The sequence below is a fragment of the Rhodococcus sp. SJ-3 genome, assembly GCF_051918125.1.
GTDB lineage: Bacteria > Actinomycetota > Actinomycetes > Mycobacteriales > Mycobacteriaceae > Rhodococcus.
The window spans coordinates 5,368,694-5,381,942 of the sequence record NZ_CM123306.1 but is presented as its reverse complement, the minus strand read 5'-3'; the positions used below and the strand labels follow the sequence as shown (position 1 = coordinate 5,381,942).

The 13,249-nt window shown below is 61.9% G+C and carries 7 protein-coding genes and 3 rRNA genes; all 10 read left to right on the top strand.

Annotated features, from left to right (window positions below; translation table 11 throughout):
* The first annotated feature begins 16 nt into the window (after nucleotides 1-16).
* Nucleotides 17-1,294 (top strand): tyrosine--tRNA ligase, encoded by a 1,278-nt coding sequence (tyrS, locus tag ACTDXD_RS24995; protein ID WP_440124851.1) that lies wholly within the window; start codon nucleotides 17-19, stop codon nucleotides 1,292-1,294.
* Between the two features lie 465 nt (nucleotides 1,295-1,759).
* A 16S ribosomal RNA gene (locus ACTDXD_RS24990) occupies nucleotides 1,760-3,281 on the top strand.
* A gap of 300 nt (nucleotides 3,282-3,581) precedes the next feature.
* Nucleotides 3,582-6,716, top strand: a 23S ribosomal RNA gene (locus ACTDXD_RS24985).
* A gap of 91 nt (nucleotides 6,717-6,807) precedes the next feature.
* Nucleotides 6,808-6,924 (top strand): 5S ribosomal RNA (gene rrf, locus ACTDXD_RS24980).
* The 16S, 23S and 5S rRNA genes sit together here, the layout of an rRNA operon.
* Before the next feature lie 250 nt (nucleotides 6,925-7,174).
* Nucleotides 7,175-8,341, top strand: a complete 1,167-nt coding sequence (locus tag ACTDXD_RS24975) for a hypothetical protein (protein WP_440124850.1) — start codon at nucleotides 7,175-7,177, stop codon at nucleotides 8,339-8,341.
* Nucleotides 8,338-9,354, top strand: a complete 1,017-nt coding sequence (locus ACTDXD_RS24970; RefSeq protein ID WP_440124849.1) for an HAD-IIA family hydrolase — start codon at nucleotides 8,338-8,340, stop codon at nucleotides 9,352-9,354. Before ACTDXD_RS24975 ends, ACTDXD_RS24970 begins: the two co-directional genes overlap by 4 nt.
* A 53-nt stretch (nucleotides 9,355-9,407) precedes the next feature.
* On the top strand, nucleotides 9,408-9,626 hold the full coding sequence (locus tag ACTDXD_RS24965) for a hypothetical protein (RefSeq protein ID WP_440124848.1): 219 nt from the start codon (nucleotides 9,408-9,410) through the stop codon (nucleotides 9,624-9,626).
* A gap of 1 nt (nucleotide 9,627) precedes the next feature.
* A complete protein-coding gene (locus ACTDXD_RS24960; RefSeq protein ID WP_440124847.1) occupies nucleotides 9,628-10,452 on the top strand; it encodes a TlyA family RNA methyltransferase in 825 nt (274 codons plus the stop codon).
* The gene (locus ACTDXD_RS24955; protein WP_440124846.1) at nucleotides 10,449-11,393 is read left to right on the top strand and encodes an NAD kinase; all 945 of its coding nucleotides are present in this window, start codon (nucleotides 10,449-10,451) and stop codon (nucleotides 11,391-11,393) included. The genes ACTDXD_RS24960 and ACTDXD_RS24955 overlap by 4 nt, the downstream gene beginning before the upstream one ends.
* Complete coding sequence (gene recN / locus ACTDXD_RS24950) at nucleotides 11,394-13,163, top strand: DNA repair protein RecN (RefSeq protein ID WP_440124845.1); 1,770 nt, start codon at nucleotides 11,394-11,396, stop codon at nucleotides 13,161-13,163.
* Nucleotides 13,164-13,249 lie beyond the last annotated feature (86 nt).

Sequence of the window (13,249 nt, the reverse complement as noted above, 5' to 3'; positions counted from 1 at the left end):
GTGGGATGATCGAACGGTGACTGAGCAAATTCTGGACGAACTGACCTGGCGCGGGCTCATTGCCCAATCGACCGATCTCGACGCACTTCGATGGGACCTCGATGCAGGTCCGGTCACGCTCTACGCCGGATTCGATCCCACGGGGCCGAGCCTGCACGCAGGTCATCTCGTGCCGCTCCTCGCACTCAAGCGCTTCCAGCGAGCCGGACATCGGCCGATCGTGCTCGCCGGGGGTGCGACGGGCATGATCGGCGATCCACGCGACGTGGGGGAGCGGACCATGCAGTCCGCCGATACAGTCGCCGATTGGTCTGATCGCATCCGTGGCCAACTCGAACGGTTCGTCGATTTCGGGGACCCGGACACCGGCGCGGTAGTGGTGAACAATCTCGACTGGACGGGCCAGCTCAGTGTCGTCGATTTCCTGCGTGATGTCGGTAAACACTTCTCCGTCAATGTCATGCTCGCGCGCGACACGGTCAAGCGCCGCCTCGAGGGCGACGGAATCTCGTACACGGAATTCAGTTACATGCTGCTCCAGGCCAACGACTACGTCGAACTTCGCCGCAAACACGGGTGCGTGCTCCAGGTCGGTGGCTCCGATCAGTGGGGCAACATCATCGCGGGTGTCGAACTGAACCGGCGCACCGACGGAGCCTCGGTGCATGCCTTGACCGTTCCGCTCGTGACCTCTTCGGACGGCAAGAAGTTCGGAAAGTCGACCGGCGGTGGAAGCCTGTGGCTCGACCCGGCTATGACGAGCCCGTACGCGTGGTACCAGTACTTCGTCAACGCGGCAGACGCCGACGTCATGAAGTACCTGCGATGGTTCACATTCCTCTCACGGGACGAACTGGCCGAGCTCGAGACCGCGACCGCCGAACGTCCCCACGCACGCGAGGCCCAGAAGCGTCTCGCAGCAGAGATGACGACCCTCGTCCACGGTGAAGCGAACACTCACGCGGTCGAACACGCCAGCCGGGCATTGTTCGGGCGCGGCGAACTCGCGGAGCTCGACGAGGGGACGCTGGCTGCCGCGTTGACAGAGGCTTCGGTAGCCGAGGTCCGAGCCGGCGATCCGAACACCATCGTCGACCTTCTGGTCGCAACGGAACTGTGTGAGAGCAAGGGGGCGGCTCGACGGACCGTCAAGGAGGGCGGTGCGTCGGTCAACAACGTCCGCGTCTCCAGCGAGGACTGGACGCCGTCGGGCAACGATCTACTCCATGGCGAGTGGATGGTCGTACGTCGCGGCAAACGGAACTTCGCCGGTGTGCGCGTCGTGCAGAGCTGACAACGTAGCGGCGCCACCGCTGTCAGGGCGTCTACCAGGCGATTTGACGCTCTGTTAGCGGTGGCGTAACTTTGTCGTTGTTCGAGCGACAGGGACACCAACCGAGCCGAGAGGGTCGGGGATATGGTAATGTTCAGGTCCGCAAGAACAATCACAGCAGGAACAGAACGAGGGTTTGCACCCTGTATGCTGGCTGTGATAGGTTGGAACGGTTGCCCCGGAGCTGGTTGAAGCAAGTTCGAACAGCGATGGTGTGTGCGTGTTCTTTGAGAACTCAACAGTGTGCCGATGAATGTCAGTGCCAATTATTTTGGTGCGATCGCCGATGATGTTCGGTGGTCGAATTTGCTGATCATCACATTCTTCCGTCTGTGGTGGTCAGTGTTTTGCTAGTTTGAGTTTTTTTGCTAGTGATTTGGCTCGATGTCTTTGACTGATTCGCCTTTCGAGGTGTTTCTAGAGTCTTTAACGGAGAGTTTGATCCTGGCTCAGGACGAACGCTGGCGGCGTGCTTAACACATGCAAGTCGAACGATGAAGCCCAGCTTGCTGGGTGGATTAGTGGCGAACGGGTGAGTAACACGTGGGTGATCTGCCCTGCACTTCGGGATAAGCCTGGGAAACTGGGTCTAATACCGGATATGACCAAAGGCTGCATGGTTTTTGGTGGAAAGTTTTTCGGTGCAGGATGAGCCCGCGGCCTATCAGCTTGTTGGTGGGGTAATGGCCTACCAAGGCGACGACGGGTAGCCGGCCTGAGAGGGCGACCGGCCACACTGGGACTGAGACACGGCCCAGACTCCTACGGGAGGCAGCAGTGGGGAATATTGCACAATGGGCGAAAGCCTGATGCAGCGACGCCGCGTGAGGGATGACGGCCTTCGGGTTGTAAACCTCTTTCACCAGGGACGAAGCGCAAGTGACGGTACCTGGAGAAGAAGCACCGGCCAACTACGTGCCAGCAGCCGCGGTAATACGTAGGGTGCGAGCGTTGTCCGGAATTACTGGGCGTAAAGAGCTCGTAGGCGGTTTGTCGCGTCGTCTGTGAAATCCCGCAGCTCAACTGCGGGCTTGCAGGCGATACGGGCAAACTCGAGTACTGCAGGGGAGACTGGAATTCCTGGTGTAGCGGTGAAATGCGCAGATATCAGGAGGAACACCGGTGGCGAAGGCGGGTCTCTGGGCAGTAACTGACGCTGAGGAGCGAAAGCGTGGGTAGCGAACAGGATTAGATACCCTGGTAGTCCACGCCGTAAACGGTGGGCGCTAGGTGTGGGTTTCCTTCCACGGGATCCGTGCCGTAGCTAACGCATTAAGCGCCCCGCCTGGGGAGTACGGCCGCAAGGCTAAAACTCAAAGGAATTGACGGGGGCCCGCACAAGCGGCGGAGCATGTGGATTAATTCGATGCAACGCGAAGAACCTTACCTGGGTTTGACATATACCGGACGACTGCAGAGATGTGGTTTCCCTTGTGGTCGGTATACAGGTGGTGCATGGCTGTCGTCAGCTCGTGTCGTGAGATGTTGGGTTAAGTCCCGCAACGAGCGCAACCCTTGTCCTGTGTTGCCAGCACGTAATGGTGGGGACTCGCAGGAGACTGCCGGGGTCAACTCGGAGGAAGGTGGGGACGACGTCAAGTCATCATGCCCCTTATGTCCAGGGCTTCACACATGCTACAATGGTCGGTACAGAGGGCTGCGATACCGTGAGGTGGAGCGAATCCCTTAAAGCCGGTCTCAGTTCGGATCGGGGTCTGCAACTCGACCCCGTGAAGTCGGAGTCGCTAGTAATCGCAGATCAGCAACGCTGCGGTGAATACGTTCCCGGGCCTTGTACACACCGCCCGTCACGTCATGAAAGTCGGTAACACCCGAAGCCGGTGGCCTAACCCCTTGTGGGAGGGAGCCGTCGAAGGTGGGATCGGCGATTGGGACGAAGTCGTAACAAGGTAGCCGTACCGGAAGGTGCGGCTGGATCACCTCCTTTCTAAGGAGCAACTTCCGAGATGGTCGCAACACAGGTTGTGTGCTGTTCGGCAGAGCCATTACGGATACACATGTTGTCCGGTGGTGCTCATGGGTGGAACGCTGGCAATCATCACTGCGATGCGAGAAGGCCATGTTCTTCTCGGTGGTGGTTATATCGGTGCGCTGTTGGGTCCTGAGGGAACACGTTTTCGTGTTTTTTCAGCGACGATGATCCACGAAACAAGACACGGTGTGTGTTCTTGCGGTAGGGGTTGTTGTGTGTTGTTTGAGAACTGCACAGTGGACGCGAGCATCTTTGTTGTAAGTGTTTATGAGCGTACGGTGGATGTCTTGGCACCAGGAGCCGATGAAGGACGTGGGAGGCTGCGATATGCCTCGGGGAGCTGTCAACCGAGCTGTGATCCGAGGATTTCCGAATGGGGAAACCCAGCACGAGTGATGTCGTGTTACCCGCGCCTGAATATATAGGGCGTGTGGAGGGAACGTGGGGAAGTGAAACATCTCAGTACCCACAGGAAGAGAAAACAATATGTGATTCCGTCAGTAGTGGCGAGCGAACGCGGAAGAGGCCAAACCATGGGTGTGTGATACCTGGCAGGGGTTGCACTTGTGGGGTTGTGGGGCTTTTCTTCTCATCACTGTCATGATGAGCGAGAGTAAGAAACCGGTGGATTAGTCGAAGTGGTCTGGAACGGCCTGTCGTAGAGGGTGAGAATCCCGTAGACGAAAATTTGCCGGCTCTCGTGAAAGGTACCCAAGTAGCACCGGGCCCGTGAAATCCGGTGTGAATCTGTCGGGACCACCCGATAAGCCTGAATACTCCCTGGTGACCGATAGCGGACTAGTACCGTGAGGGAAAGATGAAAAGTACCCCGGGAGGGGAGTGAAATAGTACCTGAAACCGTGCGCTTACAATCCGTCAGAGCCTGTGCAGTCTTTGGTGGCTGGTGGGTGATGGCGTGCCTTTTGAAGAATGAGCCTGCGAGTTAGTGGCATGTCGCGAGGTTAACCCGTGTGGGGTAGCCGTAGCGAAAGCGAGTCCGAATAGGGCGGTGCAGTGGCATGTTCTAGACCCGAAGCGGAGTGATCTACCCATGGCCAGGGTGAAGCGATGGTAAGACGTCGTGGAGGCCCGAACCCACTTAGGTTGAAAACTGAGGGGATGAGTTGTGGGTAGGGGTGAAAGGCCAATCAAACTCCGTGATAGCTGGTTCTCCCCGAAATGCATTTAGGTGCAGCGTCGCGTGTTTCACTCTGGAGGTAGAGCTACTGGATGGCCGATGGGCCCTACAAGGTTACTGACGTCAGCCAAACTCCGAATGCCAGGGTGTGAGAGCGCGGCAGTGAGACTGCGGGGGATAAGCTTCGTAGTCGAGAGGGAAACAGCCCAGATCGCCGGCTAAGGCCCCTAAGCGTGTACTAAGTGGAAAAGGATGTGGGATCGCTGAGACAACCAGGAGGTTGGCTTAGAAGCAGCCACCCTTGAAAGAGTGCGTAATAGCTCACTGGTCAAGTGGTCCTGCGCCGACAATGTAGCGGGGCTCAAGTACACCGCCGAAGCCGCGGCATTCGCATGACACACGCTTGTTTCTGCGGAAACTTGTGCAGTGGTGTGGATGGGTAGGGGAGCGTCGTGTGGCCGTGGAAGCAGCAGTGTGAACTAGTTGTGGAGGCCATGCGAGTGAGAATGCAGGCATGAGTAGCGAAAGACGAGTGAGAAACTCGTCCGCCGAATGACCAAGGGTTCCTGGGCCAGGTTAATCCGCCCAGGGTGAGTCGGGACCTAAGGCGAGGCCGACAGGCGTAGTCGATGGACAACGGGTTGATATTCCCGTACCCGTGTGAACGCGCCCCTGATGAATCACTGGTACTAACCGTCCTGAAGCAGGTCTGTTCCCTTCGGGGGATGGGTGTGTGGATGCACGGGACCTTCGGTGGTAGTAGTCAAGCGATGGGGTGACGCAGGAAGGTAGCTGGGCCGGCTGGTGGAATAGCCGGTGTAAGCCTGTAGGGCGAGTGGTAGGCAAATCCGCCACTCATGTGCCTGAGAGGTGATGCGTAGCCGTTGTGGTGAATTCAGTGATCCTATGCTGCCGAGAAAAGCCTCTAGCGAGCTTTCACATGGCCCGTACCCCAAACCGACACAGGTGGTCAGGTAGAGAATACTGAGGCGATCGAGATAACTGTGGTTAAGGAACTCGGCAAAATGCCCCCGTAACTTCGGGAGAAGGGGGACCTCGTCTGGTGATCGCCTTTACGGTGTGAGCTGGGTGGGGTCGCAGAGACCAGAGAGAAGCGACTGTTTACTAAAAACACAGGTCCGTGCGAAGTCGTAAGACGATGTATACGGACTGACGCCTGCCCGGTGCTGGAAGGTTAAGAGGACCGGTTAGCTGCCCTTGTGGTGGCGAAGCTGAGAATTTAAGCCCCAGTAAACGGCGGTGGTAACTATAACCATCCTAAGGTAGCGAAATTCCTTGTCGGGTAAGTTCCGACCTGCACGAATGGCGTAACGACTTCTCTGCTGTCTCGACCACAGACTCGGCGAAATTGCATTACGAGTAAAGATGCTCGTTACGCGCGGCAGGACGAAAAGACCCCGGGACCTTCACTATAGCTTGGTATTGGTGTTCGGTTCGGTTTGTGTAGGATAGGTGGGAGACTGTGAAGCGGGCACGCCAGTGTTTGTGGAGTCGTTGTTGAAATACCACTCTGATCGTATTGGATGTCTAACCTCGGGCCCTGATCGGGTTCAGGGACAGTGCCTGGTGGGTAGTTTAACTGGGGCGGTTGCCTCCTAAAATGTAACGGAGGCGCCCAAAGGTTCCCTCAGCCTGGTTGGCAATCAGGTGTTGAGTGTAAGTGCACAAGGGAGCTTGACTGTGAGACTGACAGGTCGAGCAGGGACGAAAGTCGGGACTAGTGATCCGGCACCGGCATGTGGAAGCGGTGTCGCTCAACGGATAAAAGGTACCCCGGGGATAACAGGCTGATCTTCCCCAAGAGTCCATATCGACGGGATGGTTTGGCACCTCGATGTCGGCTCGTCGCATCCTGGGGCTGGAGTAGGTCCCAAGGGTTGGGCTGTTCGCCCATTAAAGCGGCACGCGAGCTGGGTTTAGAACGTCGTGAGACAGTTCGGTCTCTATCCGCCGCGCGCGTAAGAAACTTGAGGAAGGCTGTCCCTAGTACGAGAGGACCGGGACGGACGAACCTCTGGTGTGCCAGTTGTCCCGCCAGGGGCATGGCTGGTTGGCTACGTTCGGAAGGGATAACCGCTGAAAGCATCTAAGCGGGAAGCCTGTTCCAAGATGAGGTTTCTCACCCTTTATTGGGGTAAGGCCCCCGGCAGACCACCGGGTTGATAGGCCGGAACTGGAAGCGCAGTAATGTGTGGAGGTGACTGGTACTAATAGGCCGAGGACTTATCATGAAGGTGTTACGCGTCCACTGTGCGGTGTCTGAGACAGCACATGCTTCGTATCCATTGTGTGGGTGTGGGGTGTTGCAGTGTTTCATAGAGTTACGGTGGTTATAGCGATGGGGAAACGCCCGGTCCCATTCCGAACCCGGAAGCTAAGCCTGTCTGCGCCGATGGTACTGCACTCGTCAGGGTGTGGGAGAGTAGGTCGCCGCCGTGCACCCGTTCCGAAGGGGGACTCACTTTGTGGGTCCCCCTTCGTGTTTTTCGTTTTTCCATGAAAGGATTTTGCTGTGTCCGACAGCAACGGTGAACGTAGGTCCTTCCGAAGCGGAGGATCTACTCCGTGGTCGGGCCGAGGAGGCGATGACCGCCGGCGAGACAACGCCCGCGATGACGAGCGGAAAGACGACCGCCGACCGTCCTACGGCGGTGGCGGACGGCCTGCTCGCGGTCGCGAGGATCATCGTGTGGACGATCGCCGGAGCGGCGATTCCCGCGGTGGGCGTCCCTACGGGGATCGACCGCGCCAGGGGTCGTCAGGCGGCGAACGCAGCGAGGGAGACCGCAGACGTAACGAGCGTGGACGCGACGACCGGGGGCGACAAGGCTCCGGCTTCGGTCGCAGTGATGAGCGGCGCGGCGGTGACGATCGGCGGGGCAGTGCAGACCGGAGTGGAAACGAGGACCGGCGCGGTAACCGCCCCGGGTATCCCGAACGCTCCAACCGGTCTTCCGATGACCGTCGTGCTTCCGAGGACCGACGGCCTCGGGATGGCAACCGTGGAGGTCATGGCACGGAACGACACGGTGGCGGAGCCGACCGCCGCAGTGGCGGAAGCGATCGGCGTGGAAGTGGTCCGGATCGTCACAGCGGGGGAGCGCCGCGTCGGCGAGGAGGCGAAGGCGGCTTCGACCCTCAGGGTCGCGAAGGGGTTCGGCCCCAACGTCGTGAGGCCCGCCCGGACGAACCGGATCTGCCGGACGACATCGAGGCCTCGGAGCTCGATCCGACCATCCGCCGCGACCTATTGAGCTTGGACAAGGCGAATGCGAACGCCGTCGCGCGCCACCTTGTCATGGCAGGGCGTCTGATCGACGACGATCCACGGACCGCACTGTCTCACGCACGTGCCGCTAGACAGCGTGCCGGTCGTATCGCGGTCGTGCGTGAAGCAGCGGGTATCACGGCCTACCACGCCGGGGAGTGGGCAGAAGCACTGTCGGAGCTGCGCGCTGCACGTCGGATGTCAGGCGGAACCGGACTGCTGGCAGTCATGGCCGACTGCGAGCGCGGTCTCGGCCGTCCCGAGAAGGCTGTCGAACTCGGCCGCAGCGAGGATGCGCGCAAGCTGACCGGTGAGGAAGCGTCGGAGTTGCGCATCGTCGTCGCAGGTGCGCGGATGGACCTCGGTCAGATCGATCAGGCGGTGGTGACCCTGCAGACACCGGACCTCGACCCGGAGCGGGTAGGTACCCCAGCGGCACGGTTGTTCTACGCCTATGCCGATGCGCTGGTGGCTGCCGGTCGTACCGACGAAGGCCTGCAATGGTTCCTGCACTCGGCGGCCGCCGATCTCGAGGGCGTCACCGACGCAGAGGATCGGGTGGAGGAACTGACCGGAGACCACAGGTGAGTTCGCACACCCTGCGTTCCCGGTACGACGTGTTGCTGCTCGATCTCGACGGCACCGTCTACCGCGGAGCTGAAGCGGTTCCCGGGGCCCTCGAAGCCCTCAGTGCCGGCGACAGAATTCTGTATGTGACGAATAATGCCAGTCGCCGTCCGGTCGAGGTCGCGGAGCACTTGCAGGGACTCGGGTTCGTGGCCGCGACCGATTCCGTGGTGACGAGTTCACAGTCGGCGGCTCGGCTCCTGGCCGAACGTGTCCCCTCCGGATCGAAAATTCTGGTGGTGGGTACGGATGCGCTCGCGGAGGAGATCGCCGCGGTGTCGCTGGAGCCGGTCCGGACGGCGGACGCGCAGCCGGTCGCGGTCGTGCAGGGTCATTCTCCCGATACCGGTTGGCGAATCCTCGCGGAGGCGACCCTCGCTATTCGGGCGGGAGCGTTGTGGGTGGCCACCAACGTCGACTCCACGCTCCCGACCGAGCGGGGGCTCGTCCTCGGCAACGGCTCGATGGTCGCGGCGCTGGAGTCTGCCACCGGTCGCACACCGATCGTGGCAGGGAAACCCGCGGCACCACTTCTCCAGGATGCGATCCGTCGGTCCTCGGCCGATCGCCCCCTCGTCATCGGTGATCGGCTCGACACGGACATCGAGGGAGCGAATGCTGTAGGCGCAGACTCGCTGTTGGTCCTGACCGGCGTGAGCACGATCGAGGATCTGTTGCGTGCGCCTGCCCATCAACGACCCACCTACGTCGCGGCCTCCCTGGAGAGCCTGGACACCGCCGCATCGAAGCTACGAGTGGAGCCGGGAAACGAGTGGTCGGTCGCAGTCGACGGCGACGACCTGCACCTCGCGTCCACCACCGTCGGAGAACCCGCACCCGGTTCCGAGGACGAATCCATGGAGGCGCTGCGAGGCGTCCTCGACCTCGCGTGGGCGCACCCGGGTTTCCGCAGCATCGTGGGTCTGGATGATGTTGCCCGCCGCGTCGTCGCCCGATGGACCCCGGTGTCCTGACAGAGGTCGTGCGATGTGTCCGTCGTACCGATCATGGACTAGCGTGGTCGGCGATGAGCATGTCGATTCCACGTCCAGGAGAACACCTTCCCGACGCTGCACCCAGCGTCGATCCCGATGCTGTGCACGTCGAGGTGGACCGCATACTTGCGCAGGTGCAGAAGGAAGGCGTCGCCGGAGATCCGGCCGTTGCAATCGGGAAGCAGGCGCAATTGCTCGAGCAGGCGCATGAGGTGCTCGTCCAGGCATTGTCGACCGTGGACAAGATCTGACATGGCGCGGAGAGCACGAGTCGATGCGGAACTGGTACGTCGAGGACTGGCACGCTCGCGCGAGCATGCAAGTGAACTGATCGCGGCAGGGCGGGTTCTGATCGCCGGAACCGTGGCGACCAAACCGGCAACCGCTGTGGAGGCGAACACACCGCTGATCGTCAATGAGGTGTCGGACGAGGTGTCGTGGGCCTCCCGAGGCGCCCACAAGCTGCTCGGCGCCCTCGAAACCTTTACTCCGTCCGGATTGCGGATCTCCGACCGCAGATGCCTCGATGCGGGCGCGTCCACCGGTGGATTCACCGATGTCCTGCTCCACGAGGGCGCCTCCGAGGTCGTCGCGGTCGACGTCGGCTACGGCCAGCTGGTGTGGCGACTGCAATCCGACGAGCGCGTCCACGTGATCGATCGAACAAATGTGCGTAACATCGATGCCGAGGTGATCGGGGGGCAGGTCGACGTTGTCGTGGCGGATCTGTCGTTCATTTCGTTGCGCTTGGTGCTCCCGGCGTTCGTACGGTGCGTCAATCCCGGTGCCGACTTGCTCCCTATGATCAAACCGCAGTTCGAAGTGGGGAAGGAGCGCGTCGGCAGTGGCGGAGTCGTGCGCGACCCGGCGTTGCGGACCGAGGCGGTGCTCGACGTGGCACGGGACGCCCAGATGCTCGGGCTCCGCACACTGGGCGCGGTGGCCAGTCCGCTGCCCGGCCCATCGGGGAATGTCGAATACTTCCTGTGGCTACGGGCCGGAGAGCCGGACACAGGAGACCTCGACACCAGCGTGATCGAACTCGTCGAGCAAGCGGTGCAGGAAGGACCTCAGTGACAACAGGATCGGGCGAGTCGACGCCCGGGACGCAGGGCCGCGAGGTTCTGCTCGTGTCGCACTCGGGCAGGGACGAAATTGCCGTGACCGCCCAACGGGTCGCGAAACTCTTCGGCGACGCAGGCATCGTCCTGCGAGTCCTCGAGGACGAATCGATCAGCACCGGCCTCGGAGCGGCGGAGGTTCCCGGCAGCAGGATCCGGATCGTCGAATCGGGTCCCGACGCAGCTGCCGGGTGTGAGATGGTCATCGTTCTCGGGGGCGACGGTAGCTTCCTGCGGGCAGCCGAACTCGCGCAACACGCCTCAGTACCTGTGCTCGGCATCAATCTGGGCCGGATCGGCTTCCTGGCCGAGGCCGAAGCCGACCACCTCGAAGAGGCCTTGCATCAGGTGGTGCGACAGCAGTACTCGGTCGAGAACCGGATGACACTCGACGTGACGATCCGCGTCGACGATGTGATCGTCGATCGCGGCTGGGCGCTCAACGAGGCCAGTCTCGAGAATCAATCGCGGCTCGGCGTCCTCGAAGTGGTTCTCGAAGTCGATGGACGCCCGGTGTCGTCGTTCGGCGGCGACGGGGTACTGATCGCTACCCCGACCGGGTCGACGGCGTATGCCTTCTCCGCGGGTGGCCCGATCGTGTGGCCGGAACTCGAAGCGCTACTCGTGATCCCGAGCAACGCCCACGCATTGTTCGCGCGCCCGCTCGTAACCAGCCCGAAATCGATCATTGCGGTCGAGACCCTCGCTGGCAGCCATGCCGGGCTGGTGTTCTGCGATGGACGTCGCACTCTCGAGCTCCCGGCCGGAGGCCGCCTCGAGGTTGTCCGAGGGCAACATCCCGTGCGATGGGTAAGGCTGGATTCGGCGCCGTTCGCCGATCGGATGGTGCGCAAGTTCGAACTTCCGGTGAAGGGCTGGCGGGGAAGGAAGCTCTAGGTGCTCGCAGAGATCCGGATCGACAACCTCGGTGTGATCACCGAGGCAAGTGCCCGGTTCGACGGAGGCTTGACCGTGCTGACCGGTGAGACCGGTGCCGGCAAGACCATGGTCGTGACCAGCTTGCATCTGCTGTCCGGCGTGCGCGCGGATTCCGCGCGCGTGCGGGTGGGAGCGTCGCGTGCTGTGGTCGAAGGTCGATTCAGCGTCGACGGGGGCAACAGTCACGTCGAGAAGGAAGTGGTGCGGCTGCTCGAATCCGCAGGTGCACAACGCGACGAAGACGGCAGCATCATCGCAGTGCGCACGGTCAACAGCGACGGAGGGTCCCGTGCACACCTCGGGGGCCGCAGCATTCCTGTCGGATTGCTCGCCGAATTCACCGGCCCGCTCCTGACGGTGCACGGGCAGAACGATCAACTTCGATTGTTGCGGCCCGACCAACAGCGTGCTGCCCTCGACAGATTCGGTGGCAAGACGGTCACATCGCTCCGGGAGCGTTACCGCACACACCGGCGACGGTGGCTCGATGCTCGAAGTGAACTGCTCGACCGTACGAACCGGGCGCGCGAGTTGGCTCAGGAAGCGGACCGACTGCAGTTCGGTCTGGATGAGATCGACGCGGTCGCTCCCGAGCGAGGCGAAGACAAGCAGATCGTCGCCGACGTCCTGCGCCTGTCGGATCTCGACTCGCTACGCGAGGCGGCGGCCGCCGCACACGGCGTCCTCGCCGGATACGACAGTGCCGACGCAGGAGAGGCCGCGTCGGCACTGGATCTGCTCGGTGAGGCCCGGTCCCGTGTGGAGGGGAGCGACGATGCGGCGCTGCGCGAGCTCGGACCGCGGCTGGCGGAGGCCATCACGGTGGTCACCGATGTGACGGCGGACCTCTCCGGCTATCTGGGTGATCTGCCGTCCGATCAAGGCACACTCGAATCGCTGCTGACCAGGCAAGCGGAACTGAAGACCCTCACCCGCAAGTACGCCGCCGACATCGACGGGGTGCTCGACTGGGCGGACGATGCGCGTGATCGCCTGTCGAGGCTGGATGTGTCGTCCGAGGCGCTCGAGAAACTGGCCGGCGAAGTGGACAGCGAAGCGGCGGCGACCGCAGAAGCGGCAGCTGCGTTGACGACCGCGCGACGTAGAGCGGCCACCAAGCTCGCCAAAGCGGTGAGCAGAGAACTTGCCGGTCTCGCGATGGGGCGCGCCGTGCTCGATGTACATGTCCGTGATCGTGACGCCGGTGCGGGCGATTCCGCGCCTCTTCCCGTGGGCGATCGTACGTTGCACGCGGGTGAGTCGGGCGTCGACGACGTCGAGTTCCGGCTCGCCGCGCATGCCGGCGCGACGGCTCTGCCGATCTCGCGTAGTGCGTCAGGCGGTGAGATGTCACGGGTGATGCTCGCGCTCGAGGTGGTTCTCGCCGCTTCGGAGCGCGGAGCCACCATGGTGTTCGACGAGGTGGATGCCGGGGTGGGAGGCCGTGCCGCAGTCGAGATCGGCCGTCGTCTGGCCAGGCTCTCGCGCACACATCAGGTCATCGTCGTCACCCACCTGCCGCAGGTTGCCGCGTTCGCCGACACTCATCTTGTGGTCGACAAGGTCGACGACAGGGCGGGTGTGGTGAGCAGCGGGGTGCGCACCTTGACCGAGGCGGAGCGGGTCACCGAGCTGGCGCGGATGCTCGCCGGCCTCGACGACACCGAGACCGGACGCGCACATGCCGAGGAGTTGCTCGCCATGGCGCACGCCGAGCGGGAGAGCTGAGCGCCGTCGCGACCGACGAGGTGTGAAGCGGGGGTGAAAGCCGCGTCGTCCGGCGCGCCTCCACAATCGCATCGCACCTCAGGAGC